The organism is Streptococcus tangpeifui (assembly GCF_011038795.1).
Classification (GTDB): Bacteria; Bacillota; Bacilli; order Lactobacillales; family Streptococcaceae; genus Streptococcus; species Streptococcus tangpeifui.
In genome coordinates, this window is the sequence record NZ_JAAKDU010000002.1 from 129,367 (window position 1) to 155,326 (window position 25,960).

Sequence of the window (25,960 nt, forward strand, 5' to 3'; positions counted from 1 at the left end):
AACTTATCGGTTATGACAATCGGTTAATTAGCCAGAGTACCATCAGGATTAAAGACATACTCCTGACCATTGATCGTTTGATTGCCAGTTACCCCTCTACCATCAGCACCAAAGTAATAAGTGTTTCCGTCCACTTCTACGAAGCGATTCGTTACGGCCTTACCACTGTCATCGAAGTAATAAAAATCACTGGTAAAGGTAGTTGCTGATGGATTTTTGTAGTAAGCTTTTTCAGGTGTATGGCTATAGACCCTACCAGATGGAGCATAAAGGCGGTAGAAGACCAGTTGATTTGATTTTGCAGGATAGTTTGTTACGGTACCAAGGCCATTTTGATCAAAGTGATAGGTTACCCCATCAATAGTAATATCGGAGTTTGTCTTAGTTTCGCCACTGTCAGCATCAAGGTAATAACGCTCTCCCTTGAGCGTAGAAATCATTTTACCTTTGACTTGACTACCATCTTCGGTGAAATAGTAAGTTTTTCCACCGATGGTTTGCAAGCCAGTAAGAGCCTTTCCGTCTTTACCAAAGTATTTGTAAACGTCGCCTACTTGGATAAATTGATTGCTAACGGCACTACCATCTTTACCGAAATAAAGACGGTAGCTATTATCATGGTTATCATACTTATTTGTTGGGATATGGTAATGAGGTTGACCATTTGCTTCAAACCAGACCTCACCATGGTACATAGCATTGTCGCTGCCTGTTACTTTCGCTGGGGCATTATACTGCCATTCTTTAACAGTACCAAAATAGTAGGTCTTTCCATCGATTTCTTGAAGACCAGAAGCTAATTTACCATCAGCATCCACATAGTAAGTCTGACCATCTTGCTCTACCCATTGGTTTTTGACTTCTGTGTTTTCAGTCAAAATGCCATGTTTATCAGGGGTGTAAGCCTTACCGTTATAAACAGAGACTAGCGGTAGAGAGTCGTAAGAACTAGTGGTAGCTGAAGTAGGTCTATAAACATTTCTAACGGTAAGGTAGCCATTTTCCGTGAAATGATAGAGTTTACCGTCAATTTCTTGGAAGCCTTTCACAGCCTTACCATCAGCATCAAAGTACATGGTGTAGGTAAGGCTGGGTCCTACTGGGGCATAATTAAAGTTGGCATATCCCCAGCCATTTTTGACCTTGATACCGGTGTCTTTATCATAATAGCTAATCGTATCATCCTCATTACGGAGAATCTTACCCTTATACTCCTGACCAGTGCTTGAGAAGTAATACTCATTGCCATCGATGATTTGTTTACCAGTGACACGAGCACCATCAGCACCATAATAAACCCACTTGTCTTCTGGACTTCGTCGAGGGAAACTAATCACCTCAGCCAGTCGGAAACGATTTGTCCACATGTGACCGGTATCTTGGTCGAAATAATAGGTTTTATCATTAATTTGAACATCAACGCCTTTGGCTTGCTTCCCGTCCTCGTAGAAGTAATGAGGAGCACCGTCGATATCTTTAAGTCCTGTAACATTTTGACCGTTTTGATCAGCATAATACCAATTGCCTTGGTCATCAGAGTGGAATCCAATTGCAGCTGCTTTGTCAGCCTCAGCTGCTACTTGCAGATCCGATGAAGTCTGAGCTTGAGGGGCGGTTGATTCAAAATTTTCTGATAGAGCAGGCTGTTGCTCAACAGTTTCCTCTACAGGAGCAACAGTAGTGTCAGCTTGGACAGGCTCAGATGTTGCTAATGGTGATGATACAACCGCAGTATTTTGATGCTCTGCAGCAGCTGGCGCCTTAGTTGCATTAGCTATTGAGACGGTTTCAGTAGCAGGGGGTGTTGTACCCTGTACAGGGTTTGGGGTGGTGACTTGCTCGGCTGCAGCAGCTACTTCATCGGCAGAGACTCGCCCTTCAGTTACTGCTAATAGACCAATACCAGTTAACAAACTAGCACTGGATACAGCAATAGTTACCCACTGTTTTTTGACCTTGTGGAGTTTGTAATGCAATTTTCTTTCCATTTGACTCTCCTTAAAAAGTGATAATTTGACTGGTTAAAAATTATTTAAAAAATAACCCTTAACTTCAAACAATATTAACATTTCCCGACTCTTTTTACAATGGTTTAAGTTATTGTTTAGTATAGAATAGTTGATTTTGACGGATAACAAGAGAGCAGGACAGACAGCCGTAATTCGAAGAACTTAATTTCATCGTTCATTTCCGTCCAGTTCAAAAGATCTGAAGACTTTTTGAGGTTAGAAATAAGATGAACGGTATTCATCCGTTCATCACATTCATTTAGGTTAGGCGTTACTACTTGTGTAGTACTTCAACAGTCCAGTGGATTGCTGAAAGAGGACGCTTAAAAACTAAGAAGCGTCAGTTACAGAAAAACAATCAGCAACGGTCCATTGGACTGTGGGTGGCCTAGCCGACAAGTCTTACTCCCAACCACCGCGTCAACATGGTAAATCTAGAACAAGACAAAAATGACAAAATAAAGTGTTGCTTTTGTATACTGTTTCGAGCCATTAAATCATAAAAAAAGACAATAGCCTTAAAGTGACTACTGTCTTAAAAATAGTTCTTGTCTAAACTCTTGATAGGCTTGACAAATGATAGAAAAAAGGCAGAATTGTTGTCCTAACCTTTAGCCTCGGTATTATTATTTTTAGGTGGCAATGAGTTACTTCCCTTATCTTTCATGTTCTTTGATGTAAGCTAGCTTTTGCTGACGGGTTTTATTTTTAAATTTAGCCTCAGCACTCATAGCGGCATTTTTGTGATTGAAAGTTTCCGAGTAGATAAGTTTAACAGGGAGACGTGCCTTAGTATACTTGGCACCTTTACCAGCATTATGTTTGGCTAAGCGTTTGTCTAAGTCGGTTGTATAGCCGGTGTAGAGGCTGCCATCCGCGCATTCAAGGACATACATATAAGCTTTGTGATTCTTACCAAAATAGATATCATGAATCTCGTCAGTGTAGTCGCCATTACCTTTATGGACAATGAGTGGCGGTAGGAACTTCATACCATCGATAGAGCCGTCTTTAATAGCTTCAATCAAAAGCATATTAGCTTCCTTATTAGCCTTGGGGTAGACAAATTGGATCCGTTTGGGAGCCAGTTTGTAGCGTCTCATTGTATCGATAATTTCTAAAAAACGTTCCGGCCGATGCACCATTGCCAACCGCCCCTTGGTTTTAAGTGCCTGCTGGCTAATTTGGCAAACTTCTTCAAGGTCAGTTGTAATCTCGTGACGGGCTAGAAGATAGTGCTGACTGGCATTTTTCTTGGAGGTTTCGGTTGCCTTGAAATAAGGAGGATTACAGAGGATAAGATCGACTTTGGAGCGAGGAGCATGATCCATGAGATTTTTCAGGTCATCATTAATCATGGTGACCTGCTCAGTTAAGCCATTGAGCTCAATCGAGCGCTGTCCCATATCAGCTAGTCGCTCTTGGAGTTCAATTTCTAGGATTTTGGCCTTAGTCTGGGTTGAGGCAAAGAGACCGACGGCGCCGTTGCCACTGCAGAGATCAACAATCAATCCTTTAGAAGGAAACTTTGGAAAGCGTGACAGCAAGACACTGTCGACAGAGTAGCTGAAAACTTCCTTGTTTTGGATAATTTTAACATCAGTAGAAAAGAGCTGATCGATGCGCTCTCCCTTAAGCAGATTTTTCTTCGTCATGGAAATCATTATAGCATGATTTAGGAATGAAAAATAGTAGGTCTTGTCGTAGGTCAGTGATCGTCTTGTGAAAATAGCAAAATTAACTTAACCTTTCAGAAGAAGTAAAGTTATAATTATCAGAAAGATTGTTATTTATTTTCAAACGATTACTATTTGTGTTAAAAATTACAAAATCACTCTGATTTTCCTTGCATAAGTAAATTTTAAGCGTTAAAATAGCCACGTAATTTTTAAAAAAGGAGAATTTTTTTATGAATACAATGAGTTTAGATTCAATGGCTTTTGATAATTTTGAGGTGGTGGATGGAAACTTTCTCTCAAATGTAGATGGTGGTGCTGAGTGGGGTAATGCGTTGTTGAGTGCTGCCACTTCAATTGGCTTCGGTGCTATGGCTCTCACTGCAGCACCAGTCAGTGTTCCAGCAACTTTAATGTTATTAACTGCTCAAGGAGTATCAACTGGTTTAGAAATATATTATTTGAACAAAGATTAAAAATTTAGCTGGGATTATGAAATTCTAAATACTAGTAGTGAGATATAAATATGCCTAATTATAGAAAGTGATTAATTATAAGGAGAAAATTTTATTATGAATATAACAACATTAGACACAGTAGCTTTTGATGACTTCGAAATCGCAGACGCAGACTTTATGGCCTCTTTTTCAGGAGGTGGCAATACAGTAGGAGTACTAACTGCAGCGGCTACTTCATTAGGATTTGGTGCTGCAGCCTGTTTAGCAGCTGGGACTCCTGTTGGTTGGCTATACCTAGGAGCACAAGGGCTGGCGATGGCTGCTGAGTATGCCTACTCTCAAGAATAATAAGAGGTGAGCAATTTTGTTGGAAAAGAAGAGTACTCAAGAAAAGATTGCAAGGTTACTGGCTTTAACAGTGAGTACATTTGCTCTAACTTTCCTTTTATGGCCTATTTCAAAGTTTTTTTCGATCATTTTATTTCTAGCATTGATGGTTACCAATGTCTTCCTACTTTTGTCAAAAAATGATTAAAAATATAAAATGAGAAGAGTTATAAAATTACTATCTTGGTTCATAATTGCTATCGTTGATTTTGTATTTATCTGATCAAGTCAAAGAATAGTGGCAACAGTGATATTTGCATTAATCATAGTTGCAATGTCTTCAGTTTTTTTGTTGCACTTTATTTTACAATCTATCATGATAAAAAAGCTAAAATCATGATATCAAAATTCAGTAAATTTTTATGCTACTCCCCCGTCTCCATCATGGCGTCTGGGCTCTTTTGATAATGATTCAGAGTCGTTAGGAGCTGGATCATTTGAATGCGGAATGTGACAGCATGTACTAGCAGCCTTAGCAATAGGAGTTATCGCTATTAATATGGGGCTTACGACAGGATACTGCTATAATAATGCAGATTGGATTATTGGTAATAAAAACTGAGATTCTTTTAAAACTCGCTAAAATAATTGCTTTTTTTGTTAATATCTTAGCTTCTATCTTCGTAATAGTCTATTTTCTTTTTTTCAGTAAGTAGTAGAATTTTAGATAAGATAGCTCATCTCTTGGTTACAGAAATTTTGAAAAAGAAGATATGCTAGCAAATTTAGAAGGTGAATTTAATGGACTTGGAGCTGCAACTTCATATCTTGGTGAACTGGGGTTTTGCACTTGGAGCAATAACTGCTACTCCTGTTGGAGCAGCTCTTTATACGGGGGCAGCTGTTTGTATGGTTGGTGCCGCTGCATATTATGCATTCGAAGAATAACTAGGGGAACTGATATGTTGTTTAATACTAAGTTTAGAAGATGGTATACGCTATTCCTATTTCTAGTAGTAGCTATAATATGGACGATGACCTTTTGGTCCTATAGTAAACTGTTTGCAGCTTTATCTTTTATCGTAATTACGGCTGTTAATCTTCTTGCCTTTTTTGGAGTAAAAGGTTCAAATAACTAACGTCAATAATTTTGTACTTTATAAATTAGTTATGAAGTCCATCCTTTTGACTCTTTGTCAACTGTAATAGGTGTCGAATAAGTTAAACACGAGAGAGGATCGTAGCTCTCTCGTATTGTCTTTCTTAAGTTTTTAGGTGGTAAGTTAAAATGAACAGCTGCCGGGTCGTTTTACTATTCAAAACAAGAAGAATTTTGTCTTAATTTAGAGTTATTAAAATGGCGAAGGAATAGGAATGGATACTTTCGGAGCTATTGCAGGTGGTGCAACGATGGCATTTCTTTCGCTTACTGGTCCAGTTGGTTGGGGAGTTGCTTGTGCTTATTTAGCTACATCTGCCGTTGCAGGAGCAATGATAGGTTACGGTGCAGCAACATATGGAGAATAAATTATTTGGCTATTTCCATTTGGAAGAGGTATAGATAATGACAAAAAGATGGTCATTGATTTTATTTTCATCTCTGAACGTTATCGCTAATTTATTAATGATTTGGCCGTTCAATAGTGAAGAAAAAATATTTTCTAATCTATTTTTGATTATTATTACTTTAGTGTTGCTTCCTAGCTTTTTAAGAATTGTTGACCATAAAACTGCCTCTCAGATTAGGCTTGAAATTTCATTGTTAATCATACTTACAGCAGTTTCAATTATGCGGTTATTATATAGACTTGGTGTCGTCTCGGACATGTTGGCTATTATAGTAGGATTAACAGCTATTGGTTTAATAACAGTGCTTCTGATTGCTGGAATCATCAGGTGGATAAAGATAAATAAAAACATTGATTGATATCTTTTGGTCTTTAGTTACAGTTCTTTTCAGTTAAAAAGCTGAAGAACTTACTACAGATATAAAAGTTCATTAACTATGCTCTAACAAAAGTTTCCCCACCTCCATCATGGTGTCGGGGGCTTTTTCTAACCCCCTAATGTAAGAAAAAAATGAACTCACCTACGACTTTGTGAATTAGATGAACCGTCCCAGAAGTTTTGGTGCTAAAGAACCTAATAAACTATGCAGGGGGTAAGACTTCTAGCCCTAGCCAACAAGTCTTATTCCCAACCACTGCGTCAATCGTTTAGTACTGCACAACAGAATCAAACTTGGAACTTTTACCCCAAGCTCAAGTCCTAAAATTCTTTGAGTCGTAAACGGCTTGGCGACACGAAGAAACTTCGGACGAAAAGAAGTTTCACAGTTAATAAGGTGCCTAGCCACTCCTACTTTGCACGCCGTATCTTTGGAAGGAATTTGATGAAACAAGAACAAGTCACTTATATTATTTTAATTATAGCGCTTGTCATATCTATTAATATTATTTTAAAGGCTGTCAGACGCTACTTTAGATCCAGTCCTGTTTCTCAATCCGCAACTAAAGCTCCCAGCTCTTCCATCAGTTTTATTTACAGTTCCAACTGCTAATTTTATTTATGATGGATATCAATATTTATCGGGTAATTAGCTTATGCGTAATTTAGTTCTCCTGCTTTGTTATGTAAGTTATTTGATACTCTGTGGGATATTTTTATACCTAAATTGGGAGTATTCTAAACTGAGGTCTATCATAGAGTTTATTATATTTATAGGATATGGTACAGTTCTATATATAATCTTCCGTAAGCAAAATTGGAGGTAGACATGAATTCTATCGCATTTAGTGATTTTGAAGAAAATCTTGTAGAAATTGGCGGTGAATTTAATGCTTGAGAGCTGCGATAGGCTTTGCAGGTGGAGTAATTGACAGTGCGGGTAAAGGTTTAATAGCCGGTACAGCTGTAGAACCAGGAGCTGGAAGTGTTGTAGGTGCTGTTCTTGGCGGTGTTGGTGAGGGAATGGTAGTAGGAACTACCTGTGGTATTGCTGGTTCACAGCTTTAATTATTGTTATGAAAAATTTTTTAAAAGAAAATTTCCTGATCTATTTAATCGTTTTATTAGCCCTTGTTGCTGTTTGTTCGCCAAATAAGCATTTTGGAAAATTTGTGTTTATCTTACTGGCATTAGCGGTTTTAAGTATAATAATCATTTACTCAATAAGGTTTTTTCAACTTTTTAGAAAAAAGTAGTCCACACTTGGATTTCCCCGCCTCCATCATGGTGTTGGGGTTCTTTTGATAATGATTCAAGGATGTTAGGAGCTGGATCGTTTGACTGCGGAATGTGACAGCCTGTACTTTTGCAGCAGCCTTAGCAATAAGGAGTTATCGCTATCAATATGGAGCTTACGGCAGGATATTGCTATAATAATGCAGATTGGATTATTGGTAATAAAATATGAATAGGTCTGGAAGAATACTCAGATTATTTTCAGGATTAGGGTTGTCCGTACTTTTTCCCATGATACTATGGAAATACCTCAATGTTTGGTCGTTGTTTCTTTGTCCTATTATCGTGGCATTAAGTATCTATGAATTTTATTCAGAAAAACGCGCTGAAGAGCACAATGATAAAAAATAAAGAACAATCATTATTCTATACATTTTCAATTGTTTAAGAAAAAGTAGTCTGTACTAATCTTTCCCCACATCTATCATGGTGTCGGGGGCTTTTGATAATGATTATTATTTTTATAGTAGTTGCCTTAGTCACATCGGCTTTATCCACATTTCAAGAAGTGATTGGTACTATAGCTAGGCTTATAGCATGAGCTTTGTTGCGAGTCTTGTCGGAGCAGTTGGTGCTGTTGGCTAAGTTTTAAATATTTACCCAAACATAGTCCATTATTGATTCCACTATCTTAAAATAGGGATACTAAGACAATGTACTCAAAAGCATTTTAAATTTTCTAATGGTACGCAAATGATATACAGATTGATTTAATGGAGTTATTATGAAAAATCCCAGTAATGCTATCGTGATGTGTGGCTTGTATGCGAGTACTATAGTCATTATATTTTTTCTACGTAAAATAATAACAAATGAGAAAGTAAAAATTTTAATTTCCCTTATTGGGCTAGTTTTCACCTTGTATATGTTGTTAAGATATGGTAAAGATGCTCGTAAGATACTACAATACTTATTCACAAAAAAATAATTTTAATAAAGCTTAAGTAGTACAATTGACAAGATTTATAGTGAATACACTAACATTAGATTCAGTGGCATTTGATGATTTTAAAACAGTAAATGAGGACAACCTTTCCATCGTTGAAGGAGGGATAAATGGACTTGGATTTGCAGCTTCATATCTTCTTGGTGAATGGGGGTGCACTTGGAGCAATGACTGCTGCTATTCCTGTCGGAGCAGCTCTTTATGGGGAGTGGCTCTTTGTATGGCTGGTGCCGCTGCATATTATGCATTCGAAGAATAACTAGGGGAACTGATATGTTATTTAATACTAAGTTTAGAAGATGGTATACGCTATTCCTATTTCTAGTAGTAGCTATAATATGGGCGGTGACTTTTTGGTCCTATAGTAAACTGTTTGCAGTTTTATCTTTTATCGTAATTATGGCTGTCAATCTTCTTACCTTTTTTGCAGTAAAGGGTTCAGATAACTAACGTCAATAATTTTGTACTTTATAAAATAGTTATGAAGTCCATCCTTTTGACTCTTTGTCAACTGTAATAGGTGTCGAATAAGTTAGATACGAGAGAGGATCATAGCTCTCTCGTGTTGTCTTTCTTAAGTTTTTAGGCGACAAGTTAAAATGAACAGCTGCCAGGTTGTTTTACTATTCAAAGCAAGAAGAATTTTGTCTTATTTTAGAGTTATTAAAATAGCGAAGGAATAGGAATGAAGACTTTCGGAGCTATTGCAGGTGGTGTTACTGAGGGAGTAAGTGGTGCAGTTTTAGGATACAAAGCAGGAGATTGTTTGACTAATTAGTTATGAAATATGTGATTATTTTTAGCCTTTGGATAACCTTGGTTATTTTAGATACGATTTTTATAAGTTTTTCTAAAAACCAGAAACTCAAAGCCTTATCTTCTACATCGGTCTTGTTGATAACAGTTTTGTTGGCTCTTTATGAACTGTTTTGGTCTTAGGCTAATGTTATAGTTGATAGTCTGAAACTATATTTGGAGGAGTGACAATGACTTAGGGAATCTAGTCAAAACGAGGTTTCTTTTTTGATGAATGTCCCTTGTTTTATTGCTGTTCTAGTACCTGCGCTTTCTTGATTTTTAGAGAGATTTGCTTTAAAATAAGGGAGCTCAAAAATTGAATCAAGTTTTTCTTTTCCAAGGAACGCTTGATTATAGGAGTTACCATGCCAACAAATATCAAAAAACGTCCTGAGGTTTTGTCGCCTGCAGGAGTCTTAGAAAAATTAGCGGCCGGTGCTTACCATGGCTGGAAATATGGATAGTGATGCTGATGTGGGATAAACTATACATTTTTGGTATTATAGCTTTCTTCGCACTTGTAATGATGTCATCCTATAGTAAAAATCCAAAGGTTTGATTAGTGATATGGGGACTTTTTATAGTGCTTTGTGTAGTCATGATCGCTTTCACACTATATACGGCCTTCAACAGCTGATACGACATCAGAACTGTTCTATATAATATCAAATATCAGGAAATATCGAATCCTAGTATAAAGTTTATGGGACAAATAGGACTGTATCTAAGGTTTTTAGTTGAGACAATCTATCATTTACTTTATCGTCAAGAGATTGAGGAATAGCAATCAATAAACGTCTTAGTCTAAGCTCATTAAAAAATTTCAATCTAGATAACTTATGAAGAAAAGGCTGGAATTATTAAGGTTACTGAATTGTTGAGGTTAATATGAACTATTGCATTACGGGAGCTATTACAGCGTTAGTTGTGATAATAATTATACAGTTGGTGAATCGGAAAAACTCAAAATAACTTGTTGTGTAGATTAACTTTGGTTACCTCAAGGTAGCTAGCTATCTGCATGAAAATTAATGATAAAGTGCTTGGAATCTAGTCAAAACTAGGTTCCTTTTTTACTAGAACGCTCTGTTTTTCCAGTTAGTCTGGTTCTTTTTATTTCCTTGATTTTTAGGGGGATTTGCTTTAGAATAAAAGAGCTAAAAAATGAATAATGACAGGCGATGGTTAACAGCTTGTCTAGGAGATAGATTATGTCAACAAGTATCAAAAAACGTCCTGAGGTTTTGTCACCTGCAGGAACTTTAGAAAAATTAAAAGTGGCCGTTCTCTACGGGGCTGATGCAGTCTTTGTCGGCGGCCAGCAGTATGGACTGCGCAGCCGCGCTGGCAATTTTAGCATGGAGGATATGCAAGAAGGTATTAACTTTGCTCATGAACACGGGGCCAAGGTCTATGTGGCCGCTAATATGGTAACGCATGAGGGCAATGAACAAGGAGCCGGCGAATGGTTCCGCCAGCTGCGTGATATGGGCCTCGATGCGGTTATTGTTTCTGACCCAGCCTTGATTGAAATCTGTGCGACAGAAGCACCGGGATTGGATATTCATCTGTCGACCCAAGCATCAGCGACCAATGTCGAAACTTTTAAATTCTGGAGCAATTACGGCCTGACTCGTGTCGTCTTGGCGCGTGAGGTCAATATGGAAGAGCTGGCAGAAATTCGCCGTCGGACTGATGTTGAGATCGAAGCCTTCGTCCACGGTGCTATGTGTATTTCTTATTCAGGTCGCTGTACCCTATCTAACCACATGAGTCACCGCGATGCCAATCGTGGCGGCTGTTCACAGTCCTGTCGCTGGAAATACGACCTCTACGATATGCCATTCGGTCAGGAGCGTCGCAGCCTCAGGGGGGAAATTCCTGAAGAATATTCTATGTCAGCGGTTGATATGTGCATGATTGAACACATTCCTGACATGATTGAAAACGGTGTTGATAGTTTAAAGATTGAAGGCCGGATGAAATCGATCCATTACGTTTCAACTGTAACGAACTGCTATAAGGCCGCAGTCGATGCTTATATGGAGAGCCCAGCAAAATTTGAAGCCATCAAGGATGATTTGATTGATGAACTCTGGAAGGTTGCCCAACGTGAATTGGCAACAGGTTTTTATTACGGTACCCCTACAGAAAACGAGCAGCTCTTCGGGGCTCGCCGTAAGATTCCTCAATATAAATTTATCGCTGAAGTTGTTTCCTTTAATGAAAAAACGATGACAGCTACCATTCGTCAGCGTAATGTTATCAAGGAAGGGGATCGTGTTGAATTTTACGGTCCGGGTTTCCGCCATTTTGAAACCAATATTGAAGATCTTCACGATGCCGAAGGCAATAAGATTGATCGAGCACCAAATCCAATGGAACTTTTGACTATCACGGTTCCTCAAGCAGTTCAGCCGGGTGACATGGTTCGTGCCTGCAAGGAAGGTTTGGTTAACCTCTACCAAAAAGATGGTTCCAGCAAGACTGTCCGAGCTTGAGATTAACTGGACTGGTCATTTACGAATAAATAAATGAAGTCGTCTGCATGTTCTAGATTAGAAGTTGCTGGGCGATTTTATTCTTTAAAGTAGAAAGGGAATATTATGGCAGATTTTACATTTGAAATTGAAGAAAAGCTTTTGGTCCTCTCTGAAAATGATAGGGGCTGGACCAAAGAACTTAATCGTGTTAGTTTTAACGGTGCCCCTGCAAAGTATGACATCCGTGCATGGAGTCCTGACCATACCAAAATGGGGAAAGGGATTACTCTGACCAACGAGGAATTTCAAGTCCTTGTTGACGCTTTTAAAAATTAAATAGGATTAGGGCTGCTGTTTTGCTTTTAGAGCAAAACAGCAGCCTTAATCTTTTTTTGTTAGGGAAGCTTAAAGACTGCAACTTCTATCATATTTGGCTTTTAGTAAAATGTTTTTAGGGATCGTCTTAGGCTAAAATTTTTTGATCATTAACGCTGCCCTTTGACAGTATTATCTTGACAAAGGTTTCTGAAAGAGGTTACAATATGAGAAAATAAGCCATGGAAAAAGGAACAGGTACCAAATGAAAAATTTTGAGGATGATTATAGACGGGGTATCGGTAGAAGTGGTATTCAAGGGCTGGGCAATCCCCGTGTCAAAAAGGAACTGGAAGATCGCATAAGCCGTCTGCAAGAAGCCTTGACCACAGCTGAGGATGATCAATCCCGTCAAGAGGTTCAGTTCCTCTTGGACCGGGCAAGAGGTGATTATCAAAAATATGTGACAGCTGAGAAGCAAATGGCACAAAAAATTCATTACGATAGACAATTTCAAAGGGTCTATGCGCAAAAGAAAAAGAAGCAGACCATTATCTTGACAGCTTCGGTTGTCGGGACAATTCTGCTAATACTTTTTCTTGTCCTCCATTTCAATGCCTCCCACCGTGCGGCTAAAAATGAGGCAGCGGCTAAAGCTGCTTTCCAACAGAAATCTAATCCGGCAGAATCAAAACCAGATCCTGATAATAGGCTGGGTGATGATGAATTGCTCCCTAAAAATTTAATTGGGACTTGGACAGGAACCCAAGGTGGAGCTACCATCACCTTGACTTTTGAAGAAGATGGGACAGTGACGGTTAATACTGAGCTAAGTGACGGTAGCTATACCGAGAATTCTGGTGCTATCACTTCAACCTTACCAGTCGACGATACTACCTTTAGAATCGTTTATTCGTCTGGCAATGTTTTCCCAGGACAATCAACCCAAGAGTTAGGTTATGAATTAGGCTATAAGCTCAGCAATGATGGTAAGACCCTCTATCCCATCCAATGGGATGTCCAGAATGGTCAAAAGCCAGATTACAGCCAATATAAATACGATAAAGACAATGCCCTTACGAAATCGGAATAAGGAGTTGATAAAGATGGTGGAAGGGGTAAGATTTATCCAGCTCTCAAGATCTATGTTATGGTATCCAGAAAGATAGACAGTTATCCCTTTGAGTTTCTATTTTCTAAGAAAATAAGGCAGCAAAGACACTAAAGAGTATGGCTAATAAGAGAAAATACTGCAGATTTAATGCTACCTTCGAGAATCCCTAATAAAAGATGTGGTTGAGTAAAATCATTTGCTCAACTTTTTTAATGCTCCTTTTGTATATTTTCTACTATATTTTCCTGCTTAAGTTTGATAATATACATTTTTATGGCTCTCCTAACTAAAATTTGCTATAATATAAACTAACATTTATCCTTTCAAGCAGGTTGGAGGTAGCCTTTTGTCGGATTATTTATCAGTCAGTTCTCTGACTAAATATCTAAAATTAAAATTTGACCGCGATCCCTATTTGGAACGGGTTTATTTGACAGGGCAGGTTTCCAATTTTCGCAAGCGGCCCAACCATCAATACTTTTCACTTAAGGATGATAAGGCTGTTATTCAAGCAACCATTTGGGCAGGAGTTTTTCGCAAACTGGGATTTGAATTAGAGGAAGGCATGAAGATCAATGTTGTTGGTCGTGTCCAGCTCTATGAACCCAATGGTTCCTATTCAATCATTATTGAACGGGCTGAGCCAGATGGTATCGGAGCCTTAGCGGTTCAGTTTGAACAGCTAAAGAAGAAGTTAACTCAGGCTGGCTATTTTGCGGCTGAGCATAAGCAGCCTCTACCTCAATTTGTCAGAAAAATTGGCGTAGTTACCAGTGCTAGTGGAGCCGTTATTCGTGACATTATCACAACTGTCAGCCGACGCTTCCCAGGTGTGGAGATTCTCCTTTTTCCAACCAAAGTTCAGGGAGAAGGCAGTGCTCAGTCTGTCGCTGAAAATATTGCAGCAGCCAATCAGCGAGCCGACCTCGATCTTTTGATTATCGGCCGAGGAGGTGGCTCTATTGAAGATCTTTGGGCTTTCAATGAAGAAGTCGTGGTTCAGGCTATCTTTGAATCTCGACTGCCAGTCATTTCTAGTGTCGGTCATGAGACAGACACAACCTTGGCAGACTATGTTGCTGACAGACGGGCAGCTACCCCAACAGCAGCAGCTGAATTAGCCACTCCTGTCACTAAGGCAGATATTCTAGCCTGGCTAAGCGAGGCCGGACAACGGGCCTATCAAGCCACCAGTCGGCGCATTCGGCAAGAAAATGATAGACTGACTAAACTCAATCAATCGGTTATCTTTCGGCAACCTGAGCGGCTCTATGATGCCCACAGTCAGAAATTAGACCGCTTGATGGTTGATTTGACTAATCAGATGCGCTATCGTTTAGATCAAGCTAAACAGGAACAAGGATTGCTCAGTCAGCGGCTGACCAGTATTGATCTGCAGGGACGCTTGGAGCGTTTGCAAGAGCGATTATTTCAGCAAGAACGCTTACTCAAGGCCAATATGGCCAATCAGTACGATAGTCTTTTGGCTCGTTTTGAGAAAGCACAGGATGCTCTCATCTCTTTGGATACCAGTCGAATTGTGGCTCGGGGTTATGCCATTGTTCAAAAAGATAATAAACTGATTACCAGTGTTAAGGATATCCAGCAAGGTGATCAGCTGACCTTGCAATTGAAGGATGGCCACGTAGAAGTAGAGGTAAAAAATGCCAAGTAAGAAAAAAACATTTGAAGAAAATTTGCAGAACCTAGAAGCGATTGTCACTAAGCTGGAAAATGGTGATGTGCCTTTGGAAGAAGCCATTGCAGAATTTCAGAAGGGCATGGTGCTATCTAAGGATTTGCAAAAAACGTTAGAAGATGCTGAAAAGACCTTGGTTAAGGTCATGCAAGCTAATGGAAGTGAAACAGAGTTAGAAAATAATGGTTAAAGTCGAAAAAATTGACGCTGCTCTGATCAAATTTTATGAGCAGGGTCAGGTTTCACAAAGATTGCAAGAGGCCATTTTATACTCTGTTAATGCGGGTGGTAAGCGGATTCGTCCCTTGATTTTATTGGAGACTCTGGAAGGTTTTGGAATAAACCTAAAAGAGCCTCATTATCAGGTTGCTGCTGCTTTGGAAATGGTTCATACTGGTAGTCTCATTCACGATGATTTACCTGCTATGGACAATGATGATTATCGGCGGGGGCGTTTGACTAATCATAAGCAGTTCGACGAGGCGACAGCTATTTTAGCAGGGGACAGCCTTTTTCTTGACCCTTATGGCCTGATAACTCAGGCAGATTTGAAGTCTGAGATTATTGTGGCCTTGATTGCCGAATTGTCTCAAGCTGCAGGTACTTTCGGTATGGTCGGCGGTCAAATGCTGGATATTGAAGGCGAGGAGCAGGCTCTGACTCTTGAACAGGTCTATGCTATTCATAGCCATAAGACCGGTAAACTATTAGCCTTTCCTTTTAAGGCGGCTGGCATAATAGCCGAGCAGGATTCTGATACTCTAGCAAAATTGGAGAAAGTTGGCCTTTTAGTAGGGACAAGCTTCCAAGTTCGAGATGACATTCTGGATCTGACGGCTTCTTTTGCTGACTTGGGCAAGACCCCACAGAAAGATCTGACGGCTCAGAAAGCGACCTACCCTAGCTTGCTGGGCTTGGATGAATCCTATCGCATCTTGAATGATTCTTTAGATCATGCAGAGGCAATCTTCCAAAAATTAGAACTGGATAAAGGGTTTATGCCTGATAAAATTTTAGAATTACTAGAAAGGTTGCGTCTCCATGCCTAAGGAAAGAGTGGACGTTCTGGCTTATAAGCAAGGTCTCTTTGATACTAGGGAACAGGCTAAGCGAGGGGTCATGGCCGGTCTGGTCGTGAGCTTGCTGGACGGTCAACGTTTTGATAAGCCGGGTGAAAAGATTCCAGATCATACAGAACTTCGGCTCAAAGGACAAAAGCTTAAGTATGTCAGTCGTGGCGGTCTCAAATTAGAAAAAGCGCTTCAGGTTTTTGACCTTTCTGTTACTGGCCTAACGACCATAGATATAGGGGCATCGACAGGTGGCTTTACTGATGTCATGCTACAAAACGGAGCTGATTTGGTCTATGCTGTTGATGTTGGTACTAACCAACTGGTCTGGAAACTGCGTCAGGATTCTCGGGTTGTCAGCATGGAGCAGTATAATTTCCGCTACGCTCAGGCTGAAGATTTTAAGCAGGGGCTGCCTCATTTTGCCAGTATTGATGTCAGTTTTATTTCCCTTAATCTTATCCTACCAGCTCTGGCTGGTCTCTTGAGTGAGGGTGATAAAGTCGTTGCCCTTGTAAAACCCCAATTTGAAGCTGGTCGTTCTCAAATTGGTAAGCATGGGATTGTCAAAGATAAAGCCATTCACCGTTCTGTCCTAGAGGCGGTAACAGATGCAGCCCCAGATTACGGATTTACTGTTAAAGGGATAGATTTTTCCCCTATTCAGGGAGGTCATGGCAATATTGAATTTTTGATTTGCCTAGAAAAGTCAGCTCAGGCCCAAAATTTGGTTAAAACTGCGATTGTATCAACTGTAGAAAAAGCACACGAGGAATTTAAAAAGAATGAAGAAGCATGAACGTTTAGAACTTCTGCGCAAAATTGTTTTGGAAAATGAAATCGAGACCCAGCATGACTTAGTCGCTAAGTTGGAAGCACACGGTCTTAAGTCAACTCAGGCAACTATTTCCCGCGATATTAATAATCTGGGGATTATCAAGGTACCAGGTAAATCCGGCAAGTATGTTTACGGCCTTTCCAAAGAATCAGCTCGCAAGCTGATGACGCCCTTGCAGCAAGCTTGTGAATATATCACGAGTCTTTCTGAACAGGTTACAGGCTTGGAGCAGATGATTGCTATTTCTGTCGTACCAGGGAATACCAGATATCTGAAGCGCCTCTTAATCAAGGATTATCAAGAGGAAATTTTTAGCATTATTGCTGACGATGATGCTATCCTAGTGGTTATGAAATCAGCAAAGCAGGCTGATCAACTGGTTCAAAATTTGCGAAGCTGGATGCAGCAGCACCACTGATTGGGGCAAGCCTATGTTATTAGAAATTTCCATTAAAAATTTTGCTATTATTGAGGAAATTTCCCTCAATTTTGAAAAGGGGATGACTGTTCTGACTGGTGAAACGGGTGCAGGAAAGTCCATCATTATTGATGCCATGAATATGATGCTAGGAGCTAGGGCTAGTACGGAAGTTATTCGTCATAATGCTCCCAAAGCTGAAATTCAGGGCTTTTTCGCGGTGGAGGAGAGTCCTGCCCTCAGTCAGGTTATGCAAGAACATGGGATTGAATTCAGTGATGAGCTGATTATCCGACGTGAAATCCTCCAAAACGGCCGCAGCGTCAGCCGTATCAACGGTCAGATGGTCAATCTATCAACCCTCCGTTCGGTTGGTCAATACCTTGTAGACATTCATGGACAGCATGATCAAGAAGAATTGATGAAAGCGACTCAGCATATCAAGCTCCTTGATGAGTTTGGCGATGAGGATTTTCAAGCCATAAAGAAAACTTATCAGTCGACTTTTGATGCCTATCGAAGTCTGCGCAAACGTGTCATTGAAAAGCAAAAGAATGAGCAGGAACATAAGGCGAGGATAGAAATGCTGGAGTTTCAGTTGGCTGAAATTGAAGCAGCCGACCTCAAAGCTGGTGAAGATGATAAGCTGAATCGAGAGCGAGACAGATTACTCAATTACAAGAATATAGCAGACACACTTAACAATGCTTATGCGATGCTGGATAATGAGGATTTCTCAAGCCTAGCTAATGTTCGCTCTGCCATGAATGATCTCCAGACCATTGAGGAATACGATCCAGATTATAAGGAACTTTTTACTAGCCTATCAGAGAGCTACTATATCTTAGAGGACGTTAACAAGCGTCTATCCGATATCATTGACAATCTTGATTTTGATGGGAATCGTCTCAATGCCATTGATGACCGCCTTAATGTTATCAATACTATTACCCGAAAATATGGCGGAAATGTTGACGATGTCCTAGATTATTTTGCTACGATCAGCAAGGAGTATAATCATCTGACGGGGAATGATTTAGATAATGATGATTTGGAGGGGCAGCTCAAGAATTTAGAGAAGAAATTGCTGATGTCCAGTCAAGCGCTGAGTGATAAACGGCATTTCCTAGCCCAGACTCTGGAAAGTGATATTAAACATGAGTTGACAGACCTTTACATGGAAAAGGCAGACTTCCAAGTGCAGTTTAGCAAGGCTAAGTTTAGTCATGAGGGAAATGAGCACGTAGAATTTTACATTTCTACCAATCCCGGAGAAGGCTTTAAGCCACTGGTTAAGGTAGCCTCTGGTGGTGAATTATCCCGTCTCATGCTGGCCATTAAGTCTGCTTTTGCCCGTAAGGAAGATAAGACTTCTATCGTCTTTGATGAGGTTGACACAGGGGTGTCAGGTCGGGTCGCTCAAGCCATTGCCCAAAAGATTTATAAGATTGGCAGTCACGGTCAAGTCTTGGCCATTTCACATCTGCCTCAGGTTATTGCGGCAGCTGATTATCAATTCTTTATTGAAAAGGAAAGCAAGGATGACTCAACCGTTTCCACTGTCCGTCTTTTGACAGCAGAAGAAAGAATTGAAGAAATTGCTAAGATGTTAGCTGGTGATCAGGTTACTCAAGCAGCCTTGAGCCAGGCGAAAGAACTCTTGAAATAAAAATTAACTACTGAAATAAATATTAGAAAGAGACTGGGCAAAAATTTGTCCAGTATCCTTGTTTCAGAATAAGCTCTTGGCGCAGTGGTTGGGAGTAAGACTTGCTAGCTATACTAAGAAGTCTTACCCCTGCACGGCTCATTGGCGCTTAGCACCAATGAACCACTGCTGATTGGCTTTTTCTGTAGCTGGACGCTTCTCAGTTTTTAAGAGAGTGGGACAGAAGTCGATGTTTTATATAAATTGACTTCGTTGTCCCACCTCTTTTTTATTTTTAAAAGTAAAAAATATTTTAATACTACTTGTCAAATCAAGGAAGAGATGATAGAATATCATTTGCATTTAAGGGAGAAAGAATAAATAGCGAAAATAGTATTGAAATACTAATTTTGAATTAAGTATTTTGCTTGAACCACAAGATATAGTATTTCATGTTTGGGGGTGACACAGTATGTTGATGCAGATGGTGAATATCGTAAAAGGAAGTAAGGATAAAGAAAAGAAATTACGTTTTGACCTACAATTAGCCATGTTAATTATAGGTGGAATTATTTTGGCTTTCTCACTAGGAGCTATTGAACAAAAGGTAAGTTCAGATACCTCATCATCTGATCAGCCAGTTGCCCAAACAACTGGGGAAATCTTACCATTGGATACCAATGGTGTCCTCAATGGCGATTATTCCAGTGTAGTCGGAACTTGGAAATGTGATAATGGAGCTAGCATTACTTTTGATACAGCTGGCCAAGTCAGTTATAAATCCAAAAAAGGAAAAATCAGCAAAGGATTGATTTACAATGCCCGCCTCCTAGATGGACGACTGGAAGCCCAATTTCAAACTAAGGGCGGAGAGGTTGTCAGCATTTTCTTGATTCCAACTGGAACCACTAGTAAATATGAAAACCAAAGCTATCAATCTGATGCTGTTCTGGTGAACTCTAAGACATCAGATGATAATCATCCCTTCTATAGATAAATTTAGCTTTCCCATTTATGAGTTAATGAGCTTGAGCTCGTTGGCTCTTTTTTTGTATTCTTCTAACATCAATTGGTAGAAATTGAAATGATAGGAAAGGATAAATTCTGTATAGAATTTCATTTTTTACAAGAAAAACTTGACAATTATACATTTATCATTTAGAATGATCACATATTTATTCAGTTAGAGGTGATTAATATGAAAGTAGCCATTGTCGGTGTTACAGGGTATAGCGGACTTGAATTAGTCCGGTTGCTGGCTGGCCACAGCCAAGCCCAGGTAGCATCCGTTCATGCGACTAAAGATGTTGGGCAAAAGTTATCCGCTCTCTACCCCCACCTAGCTGGTATCTGTGATTTGGAATTACAAGCCTTTCAAGCTTTGAATATTATTCAAAATACTGATCTAGTCTTCTTTGCCACACCAAGTGGTGTCGCTAAAGAAGACTCAGAAATCTTTGTTGAGCATGATTTTCCTATGATTGATCTTTCAGGTGATCACCGCTTGTCTGCTCCAAGCTATGAAAAATGGTATGGGAAGCAGGCAGCTAAACCAGCTGTTTTAGATAAATTCACCTATTCCTTGGCTGAATTTGCGGACGGGCACTCAGGAAAGTTCATTGCTAATCCTGGCTGTTATGCCACCGCAACAGAATTGGCCCTGATTCCTCTGATGAATTGGGGGAAGGTCGATTTAGATTCCATCATTGTAGATGCTAAGAGTGGCTTGACTGGGGCAGGGAAAAAGCTGGCTGAATCTAGCCACTTTGTCAACGTCCATGATAATTACATGACGTACAAGATCAATAAGCATCAGCATATTCCTGAAATTGCGCAGGAGCTAAAGAAATTCAATCCTAATTTTCAGCACCTACAATTTTCAACTTCTCTTTTACCAATCAATCGAGGTATCATGGCGACAGCCTATATCAAGATGACAGAAGATGTCAGTCAGGAGGAGGTTTATCGACGTTATCAGGATTTTTATGACGATAAACCTTTTGTTCGTCTGCAAGGCAATTTACCTAACTTGCACGATGTTCTAGGCTCTAACTATACCGATATCGGTTTTGCTTACAATCCGATAACTAAGGTCTTAACCGTAGTCTCTGTCCTTGATAATCTGGTCAAAGGGGCTGCCGGTCAGGCCATTCAAAATATGAACATAGCCTTTGGCTTTGCTGAGACAGATGGCTTGCTATCAGGTCCCAGCTACTTATAAATAAGGTAGTCAGCCGATAAACACTCCGAAGAAAATTAGAAAAACTAATGAAGAAATCTTAGGAAGTTTTCTCTATTTTAGAAGTGTAGGCATGGCAATTGAAGAGTTTCATTAAACCTTTAAAATACTTGTTCAACTGCGAAATTTTCTAAGGAAAGTTTCTAGTTTACTTATCAAGTCGTTATTTGATCACCCAATAATAACAACTGCCGTCATTTAAGGAGGAGGAAATCTTGGAAATACTTAATGGAAATATTGCTAGTCCGCTAGGCTTTTCAGCCGATGGTTTGCATGCTGGCTTTAAAAAGCGGAAATTAGATTTTGGTTGGATTGTTTCAGAATGTCCTGCAAGTGTCGCAGGCGTCTATACCACCAATAAGGTCATTGCAGCACCTTTGATTGTTACTAAGCAGTCGGTGGAAAAGGCTGGACAGCTGCAGGCCATTGTTGTTAATTCAGGGGTAGCCAATTCCTGCACTGGTGTCCAAGGGATGAATGATGCTTGGGAAATGCAAAAGCTGACTGCCGAAAAACTCAGTCTAGCTCCTGAACTCGTTGGCGTTGCTTCGACCGGTGTGATTGGTGACCTTCTGCCTATGGCTACCTTGAAATCAGGCCTGTCTAAGATTGTAGTAAATGGGAATGCTGATGATTTTGCCAAGGCCATTTTGACAACTGACACTCAAACCAAGACAGTGGCAGTTAGTCAAGACTTTGGCCGTGATACGGTTACCATGGCTGGCGTTGCTAAGGGGTCAGGTATGATTCATCCTAATATGGCCACCATGCTGGGGTTTATTACCTGTGATGCTAATATTTCAAGTACTGCCTTGCAAAAAGCCCTGTCAACTAAGGTTGAAACCACTTTTAATCAAATTACGGTTGATGGTGATACCTCAACTAATGATATGGTTTTGGTCATGGCTAATGGTTGTGCCAAAAATGTTGAAATCTTACCAGATACACCTGAGTTTGAGCAATTTGTAGAGATGTTGGAATATGTTATGGCAGATTTGGCTAAGAAAATTGCTCAGGATGGAGAAGGTGCTACCAAACTTATTCAGGTTGATGTTGAGGGTGTAGCAACAGCCCTCGATGCACGAATGCTGGCCAAGTCAGTTGTTGGGTCTAGTCTCGTTAAGACAGCCATCTTTGGCGAAGACCCTAATTGGGGCCGGATTCTGGCAGCCCTCGGTTATGCGGGTGTTGATATTCCGGTTGACAATATTGATATCTATCTAGGCCAGCTTCCCGTTATGTTAGCTTCCAGTCCGGTCTCTTTTGACAGTGAGGAAATGGATGAGGTTATGCAAGCAGATACCATTCAGATTAGGGTTGATATCCACGCCGGCAATCAGTCCGGCCGGGCTTGGGGATGTGATCTCTCCTATGATTATGTGAAAATCAATGCCCTCTATCGAACGTGATAGCAATTTAAGAAAGGACATTAAATGTCAGATACAATTGTGATAAAAATTGGTGGCCGAGCCAGCCAGAATTTAACTGGTGATTTTCTCGAACAGCTGGCCTCTTGGAAGTCCCAAGGGAAGTCTCTCATCATTGTTCATGGTGGAGGCTATGCCATCAATCAGCTTATGGAAGAAGCCGATATTGCCGTTAAAAAAATTGATGGATTGCGGGTAACAGACAGCCAGTCGCTTAACCTCGTCAAACAAGCCCTCGTTGAGATTGTCGGAAAAAACATTCTTACCAGTCTGAGTCAGGCTGGTCTTGACGCTCAACAGCTGATAGAGGAACTCCCAGCCCTGGTTGAGGCTGATTTTCTGAACCAAGCTAAATATGGCTATGTCGGACAGGTCAGTCAAATTCACAGTCATGTCCTACAGTCCCTTCTAGAACAAGGGGTTATTCCTCTTATTCCGTCTCTGGGTTATCAAGGAGGTCGGATCCTGCTCAACATTAATGCTGATTATCTGGCAACTAGTCTTGCGGTCGCCCTGCAGGCAGAAAAGCTGATTCTGATGACTGATGTTTCTGGCGTAAAGGAGTCAGGGCAGGTCTTATCCAGCCTGAAAATTGGGGATATTCCTGATAAGATTGAACAGGGAATCATCACTGGCGGTATGGTTCCTAAACTACAGAGTGCTGCTCAGACGGTCAAATCAGGTGTGGCTCAGGTGTTAATTGGTGACAATTTGACCAACGGCACCCTGATTGAAGTTTAAATAGTACTAAAAAATCAAACATAAAAAAGAAAGTCAGTATCCATCTGGAGGTTAACATGACTAAATTATTTTCAAATTATAAACGGTCGACGATCGAATTTGTCAAAGCACAGGGCAATGAATTGATTGATAGTCAAGGCAAGCACTATCTAGATTTTTCAACGGGCATCGGAGTAACCAACCTTGGCTTCCATCCGCAGGTTAAGGCAGCTTTGGAAAATCAGGTACAAGAAATTTGGCACACGCCCAACCTTTATCAAAACAGTCTGCAAGAAGAAGTCGCCCAAAAGTTGATCGGTGACTATGATTATCTGGCCTTCTTCTGTAATAGCGGGGCCGAGGCAAATGAAGCAGCTATTAAGATCGCCCGCAAGGCCAGCGGTAAACAAGGTATTATTACTTTCCAAAATTCCTTTCATGGTCGGACTTTTGGGTCCATGTCTGCGACAGGCCAAGATAAGATTAAAACAGGCTTTGGTGATGGAGTTCCCCACTTTAGTTATGCCAAATTCAATGATTTGATGTCTGTCAAAAGCTTGGTTGATGAGCAAACAGCAGCAGTGATGTTGGAAATGGTTCAGGGAGAATCAGGTATTCTCCCTGCGGATAAGACCTTTGTTCAAGACCTAGCCGCCTTCTGCCAAGAAAAAGGAATCTATCTGATTGTCGATGAAGTTCAAACCGGCATGGGACGCACGGGTAAGCTCTTTTCCTTTGAGCACTACGGTATTATACCTGATATCGTCACCTTAGCTAAGGGCCTAGCCAATGGTGTCCCTGTCGGTGCCATGCTGGCTAAGACAAATCTCGGTTCAGCCTTCTCTTACGGCAGTCATGGATCAACCTTTGGCGGCAATAAATTAGCTATGGCGGCCAGTTCGGCTGTCTTGGATATCCTGACTTCACCAGGTTTTCTCGACCAAACTTGGGAAAATGGTAATTATCTCCAAGACCAATTGAAAAAAGTCTTAGCGAATAATCCTAAAATCATTCAAATTCGCGGATTAGGCTATATGATAGGAATTCAGACGACCGAGAATTTAGCAGATTTAGTTCAGGCTGCGCGTGATAAAGGATTGATTGTTCTGACAGCCGGTACCGATGTCATTCGTCTCCTGCCGCCGCTGACCTTGACCAAGGATGAGATTGACAAAGGCGTGGCCATTCTTGCAGATATTTTTACTGAGTAAGACTAAGGAAACTTACCAGAGGACAGCAAGTTTTAATTTGCTACTGCCTAGTATAAAAGCGCTTGGAACAAGAGGTTCCAAACGCTTTTTTAATAAGATCGCTAGGGGATACAGCAGTTACATAAAGATATCAAGTACCCAAGGACTGATAGGAGGTGGGTCCAGATAATAATTAACTATAGACTCGTGTTAGGGGCGATGTAGGTCGTCTCCGTCCTCACCATCAACAGTCGCCAGTGCCTGAGTGTCCATCACAACAAATTGTTCAAAAGCTTGTGTTGTCATAAGAGATTTCTTCTTTCTGCTAGACTTGACCTAACAAAATTAGTATAGAATTTTTTTAGAAGCTTGTGAACCCTAAAAATCCTGATGTTAGGGGAAAACAATAGTTCCGTTAAAGAAGATATCCCTTGTCAACTTCAGCGCAAAAATTCTTTCAAATGAAACTAAATGATAAAAATTATAAGGTCGATTAATTAGGAGAAATCTAGCTTATCTAGCTAAGAGCAGAAGTCTATCAGTTGGAACTTACATTCTCATCTCAAAATCAGCTGAGCCACAATCGGACTGATAATGACATACATGACACCGGTAACTCCGATAGCCAAACCTGCCATGGCTCCTTGGATCTGTCCATATTTAAGGGCAGCCCCTGTCCCGATAGCGTGACCGGTACCGCCAAGAGCCAGCCCAAAGGCAATGGGGTCTTGAATTTTGAAGAATTTTAGAACAGATGGGCCGATAACACTTGTTAAAATACCAGTCATAACCACAACCGCAAGAGTCAAAGTAGTAATTCCCCCCATCTTTTGGCTGATACCAATGGCCATGGCAGTAGTGACGGATTTTGGAAAAAGTGAGATAGCAAAGAAAAAGTCTAAGCCAAAACACTTAGCTATCACCGCTGTATAGCAAGTATTGATAATAGTTGATATAGAAGTCCCCAAGAGAATACTGCGATAGTGATGTTTCATCAAGGGAAAATTACGATAAAGGGGAATGGCCAAAGCAACCGTCGAGGGAACAATCAAGGTGTTAAGATAAATGCCACCTTTATAATAGTCAGCATAAGAAATTCCTGTAATTTTCAAAAGAACGATCAAGGCAATGGTAGCAACTAAAAGAGGCGTAGTCGCTGGATGAGGAAAACGCCTAAAAATTAAAAGCCCAATAAGGTAGGCAAAAATTGACAATGATAGACCGAAAATGGGATTGCTGTAAATATCAGCCATGATAACCTCCTATAAGATACAAAGCTGTTAAGCGACTCAAAGAATTTAGGGGTCGGGAGTAGGAACGAACCCTAAAATTGAAAATTTTG

24 protein-coding genes and 1 pseudogene are annotated in these 25,960 nt (G+C 40.3%); 22 read left to right on the top strand and 3 right to left on the bottom strand.

The window, feature by feature from the left end; genetic code table 11:
• Positions 1 to 23: 23 nt before the first annotated feature.
• Both G7Y32_RS02300 and G7Y32_RS02305 read right to left on the bottom strand, forming a co-directional pair.
• Positions 24 to 1,988: a KxYKxGKxW signal peptide domain-containing protein gene (locus tag G7Y32_RS02300; RefSeq protein ID WP_165210081.1), complete on the bottom strand. Its 1,965-nt coding sequence runs from the start codon at positions 1,986 to 1,988 to the stop codon at positions 24 to 26.
• A 677-nt stretch (positions 1,989 to 2,665) separates the two neighbouring features.
• On the bottom strand, positions 2,666 to 3,664 hold the full coding sequence (locus G7Y32_RS02305) for a GIY-YIG nuclease family protein (RefSeq protein WP_165210084.1): 999 nt from the start codon (positions 3,662 to 3,664) through the stop codon (positions 2,666 to 2,668).
• Between the two features lie 254 nt (positions 3,665 to 3,918).
• On the opposite strand from G7Y32_RS02305, the gene G7Y32_RS02310 reads away from it, so the two are divergent.
• The 22 genes and pseudogenes from G7Y32_RS02310 to G7Y32_RS02420 all read left to right on the top strand — a co-directional run bounded on the left by G7Y32_RS02310 (position 3,919) and on the right by G7Y32_RS02420 (position 24,639).
• Positions 3,919 to 4,161 carry a hypothetical protein gene (locus G7Y32_RS02310; protein ID WP_165209819.1) on the top strand — a complete coding sequence of 81 codons (243 nt, stop codon included), beginning with the start codon at positions 3,919 to 3,921 and terminating at the stop codon, positions 4,159 to 4,161.
• 96 nt (positions 4,162 to 4,257) lie between these two features.
• Entirely contained in the window at positions 4,258 to 4,491 is a 234-nt protein-coding gene (locus G7Y32_RS02315) for a hypothetical protein (RefSeq protein ID WP_165209822.1), read from the top strand.
• 771 nt (positions 4,492 to 5,262) lie between these two features.
• On the top strand, positions 5,263 to 5,418 hold the full coding sequence (locus G7Y32_RS02320; RefSeq protein WP_165209825.1) for a hypothetical protein: 156 nt from the start codon (positions 5,263 to 5,265) through the stop codon (positions 5,416 to 5,418).
• A 426-nt stretch (positions 5,419 to 5,844) separates the two neighbouring features.
• Positions 5,845 to 5,997: a hypothetical protein gene (locus G7Y32_RS02325; protein WP_165210087.1), complete on the top strand. Its 153-nt coding sequence runs from the start codon at positions 5,845 to 5,847 to the stop codon at positions 5,995 to 5,997.
• A gap of 37 nt (positions 5,998 to 6,034) precedes the next feature.
• Positions 6,035 to 6,397, top strand: a complete 363-nt coding sequence (locus G7Y32_RS02330) for a hypothetical protein (RefSeq protein ID WP_165210090.1) — start codon at positions 6,035 to 6,037, stop codon at positions 6,395 to 6,397.
• 849 nt (positions 6,398 to 7,246) lie between these two features.
• Positions 7,247 to 7,485: pseudogene (locus G7Y32_RS02335) on the top strand (hypothetical protein).
• A 952-nt stretch (positions 7,486 to 8,437) separates the two neighbouring features.
• On the top strand, positions 8,438 to 8,641 hold the full coding sequence (locus G7Y32_RS02340) for a hypothetical protein (protein ID WP_165210093.1): 204 nt from the start codon (positions 8,438 to 8,440) through the stop codon (positions 8,639 to 8,641).
• Between the two features lie 128 nt (positions 8,642 to 8,769).
• Positions 8,770 to 8,922 (top strand): hypothetical protein, encoded by a 153-nt coding sequence (locus G7Y32_RS10355; protein WP_241154193.1) that lies wholly within the window; start codon positions 8,770 to 8,772, stop codon positions 8,920 to 8,922.
• A 1,746-nt stretch (positions 8,923 to 10,668) separates the two neighbouring features.
• Positions 10,669 to 11,958, top strand: coding sequence for a peptidase U32 family protein (locus G7Y32_RS02355; protein WP_165210096.1), 1,290 nt, complete (start codon positions 10,669 to 10,671; stop codon positions 11,956 to 11,958).
• A 105-nt stretch (positions 11,959 to 12,063) separates the two neighbouring features.
• A complete protein-coding gene (locus G7Y32_RS02360) occupies positions 12,064 to 12,276 on the top strand; it encodes a YdbC family protein (protein WP_165210099.1) in 213 nt (70 codons plus the stop codon).
• Between the two features lie 244 nt (positions 12,277 to 12,520).
• A complete protein-coding gene (locus tag G7Y32_RS02365) occupies positions 12,521 to 13,348 on the top strand; it encodes a hypothetical protein (protein ID WP_165210102.1) in 828 nt (275 codons plus the stop codon).
• 367 nt (positions 13,349 to 13,715) lie between these two features.
• A complete protein-coding gene (gene xseA / locus G7Y32_RS02370) occupies positions 13,716 to 15,044 on the top strand; it encodes an exodeoxyribonuclease VII large subunit (RefSeq protein WP_165210105.1) in 1,329 nt (442 codons plus the stop codon).
• Positions 15,034 to 15,258: an exodeoxyribonuclease VII small subunit gene (locus G7Y32_RS02375; protein ID WP_165210108.1), complete on the top strand. Its 225-nt coding sequence runs from the start codon at positions 15,034 to 15,036 to the stop codon at positions 15,256 to 15,258. The genes xseA and G7Y32_RS02375 overlap by 11 nt, the downstream gene beginning before the upstream one ends.
• Positions 15,251 to 16,117 carry a polyprenyl synthetase family protein gene (locus G7Y32_RS02380; protein ID WP_165210111.1) on the top strand — a complete coding sequence of 289 codons (867 nt, stop codon included), beginning with the start codon at positions 15,251 to 15,253 and terminating at the stop codon, positions 16,115 to 16,117. Before G7Y32_RS02375 ends, G7Y32_RS02380 begins: the two co-directional genes overlap by 8 nt.
• Positions 16,110 to 16,937, top strand: a complete 828-nt coding sequence (locus tag G7Y32_RS02385; protein ID WP_165210114.1) for a TlyA family RNA methyltransferase — start codon at positions 16,110 to 16,112, stop codon at positions 16,935 to 16,937. Before G7Y32_RS02380 ends, G7Y32_RS02385 begins: the two co-directional genes overlap by 8 nt.
• Entirely contained in the window at positions 16,924 to 17,394 is a 471-nt protein-coding gene (locus G7Y32_RS02390; RefSeq protein WP_004228949.1) for an arginine repressor, read from the top strand. Before G7Y32_RS02385 ends, G7Y32_RS02390 begins: the two co-directional genes overlap by 14 nt.
• A 13-nt stretch (positions 17,395 to 17,407) precedes the next feature.
• Positions 17,408 to 19,063, top strand: coding sequence for a DNA repair protein RecN (gene recN, locus G7Y32_RS02395; protein WP_165210117.1), 1,656 nt, complete (start codon positions 17,408 to 17,410; stop codon positions 19,061 to 19,063).
• A 451-nt stretch (positions 19,064 to 19,514) separates the two neighbouring features.
• On the top strand, positions 19,515 to 20,039 hold the full coding sequence (locus G7Y32_RS02400; protein ID WP_004228956.1) for a DUF6287 domain-containing protein: 525 nt from the start codon (positions 19,515 to 19,517) through the stop codon (positions 20,037 to 20,039).
• A 201-nt stretch (positions 20,040 to 20,240) separates the two neighbouring features.
• Positions 20,241 to 21,263, top strand: coding sequence for an N-acetyl-gamma-glutamyl-phosphate reductase (argC, locus tag G7Y32_RS02405; protein WP_165210120.1), 1,023 nt, complete (start codon positions 20,241 to 20,243; stop codon positions 21,261 to 21,263).
• 233 nt (positions 21,264 to 21,496) lie between these two features.
• The gene (argJ, locus tag G7Y32_RS02410; protein WP_165210123.1) at positions 21,497 to 22,690 is read left to right on the top strand and encodes a bifunctional glutamate N-acetyltransferase/amino-acid acetyltransferase ArgJ; all 1,194 of its coding nucleotides are present in this window, start codon (positions 21,497 to 21,499) and stop codon (positions 22,688 to 22,690) included.
• A gap of 24 nt (positions 22,691 to 22,714) precedes the next feature.
• Positions 22,715 to 23,449: an acetylglutamate kinase gene (gene argB, locus G7Y32_RS02415; RefSeq protein ID WP_004226142.1), complete on the top strand. Its 735-nt coding sequence runs from the start codon at positions 22,715 to 22,717 to the stop codon at positions 23,447 to 23,449.
• 56 nt (positions 23,450 to 23,505) lie between these two features.
• Positions 23,506 to 24,639, top strand: coding sequence for an acetylornithine transaminase (locus G7Y32_RS02420; protein ID WP_165210126.1), 1,134 nt, complete (start codon positions 23,506 to 23,508; stop codon positions 24,637 to 24,639).
• A gap of 536 nt (positions 24,640 to 25,175) precedes the next feature.
• Here the strand turns inward: G7Y32_RS02420 and G7Y32_RS02430 are convergent.
• The gene (locus G7Y32_RS02430) at positions 25,176 to 25,871 is read right to left on the bottom strand and encodes an LrgB family protein (protein WP_004228315.1); all 696 of its coding nucleotides are present in this window, start codon (positions 25,869 to 25,871) and stop codon (positions 25,176 to 25,178) included.
• Positions 25,872 to 25,960: the final 89 nt, after the last annotated feature.

Bases quoted from the DNA above. Each gene is read 5' to 3' on its own strand.
- G7Y32_RS02300 (WP_165210081.1), bottom strand. From the start codon at position 1,988: ATGGAAAGAAAATTGCATTACAAACTCCACAAGGTCAAAAAACAGTGG.
- G7Y32_RS02305 (WP_165210084.1), bottom strand. From the start codon at position 3,664: ATGACGAAGAAAAATCTGCTTAAGGGAGAGCGCATCGATCAGCTCTTT.
- G7Y32_RS02310 (WP_165209819.1), top strand. From the start codon at position 3,919: ATGAATACAATGAGTTTAGATTCAATGGCTTTTGATAATTTTGAGGTG.
- G7Y32_RS02315 (WP_165209822.1), top strand. From the start codon at position 4,258: ATGAATATAACAACATTAGACACAGTAGCTTTTGATGACTTCGAAATC.
- G7Y32_RS02325 (WP_165210087.1), top strand. From the start codon at position 5,845: ATGGATACTTTCGGAGCTATTGCAGGTGGTGCAACGATGGCATTTCTT.
- G7Y32_RS02330 (WP_165210090.1), top strand. From the start codon at position 6,035: ATGACAAAAAGATGGTCATTGATTTTATTTTCATCTCTGAACGTTATC.
- G7Y32_RS02340 (WP_165210093.1), top strand. From the start codon at position 8,438: ATGAAAAATCCCAGTAATGCTATCGTGATGTGTGGCTTGTATGCGAGT.
- G7Y32_RS10355 (WP_241154193.1), top strand. From the start codon at position 8,770: ATGGACTTGGATTTGCAGCTTCATATCTTCTTGGTGAATGGGGGTGCA.
- G7Y32_RS02355 (WP_165210096.1), top strand. From the start codon at position 10,669: ATGTCAACAAGTATCAAAAAACGTCCTGAGGTTTTGTCACCTGCAGGA.
- G7Y32_RS02360 (WP_165210099.1), top strand. From the start codon at position 12,064: ATGGCAGATTTTACATTTGAAATTGAAGAAAAGCTTTTGGTCCTCTCT.
- G7Y32_RS02365 (WP_165210102.1), top strand. From the start codon at position 12,521: ATGAAAAATTTTGAGGATGATTATAGACGGGGTATCGGTAGAAGTGGT.
- G7Y32_RS02375 (WP_165210108.1), top strand. From the start codon at position 15,034: ATGCCAAGTAAGAAAAAAACATTTGAAGAAAATTTGCAGAACCTAGAA.
- G7Y32_RS02380 (WP_165210111.1), top strand. From the start codon at position 15,251: ATGGTTAAAGTCGAAAAAATTGACGCTGCTCTGATCAAATTTTATGAG.
- G7Y32_RS02385 (WP_165210114.1), top strand. From the start codon at position 16,110: ATGCCTAAGGAAAGAGTGGACGTTCTGGCTTATAAGCAAGGTCTCTTT.
- G7Y32_RS02390 (WP_004228949.1), top strand. From the start codon at position 16,924: ATGAAGAAGCATGAACGTTTAGAACTTCTGCGCAAAATTGTTTTGGAA.
- recN (WP_165210117.1), top strand. From the start codon at position 17,408: ATGTTATTAGAAATTTCCATTAAAAATTTTGCTATTATTGAGGAAATT.
- G7Y32_RS02400 (WP_004228956.1), top strand. From the start codon at position 19,515: ATGTTGATGCAGATGGTGAATATCGTAAAAGGAAGTAAGGATAAAGAA.
- argC (WP_165210120.1), top strand. From the start codon at position 20,241: ATGAAAGTAGCCATTGTCGGTGTTACAGGGTATAGCGGACTTGAATTA.
- argB (WP_004226142.1), top strand. From the start codon at position 22,715: ATGTCAGATACAATTGTGATAAAAATTGGTGGCCGAGCCAGCCAGAAT.
- G7Y32_RS02420 (WP_165210126.1), top strand. From the start codon at position 23,506: ATGACTAAATTATTTTCAAATTATAAACGGTCGACGATCGAATTTGTC.
- G7Y32_RS02430 (WP_004228315.1), bottom strand. From the start codon at position 25,871: ATGGCTGATATTTACAGCAATCCCATTTTCGGTCTATCATTGTCAATT.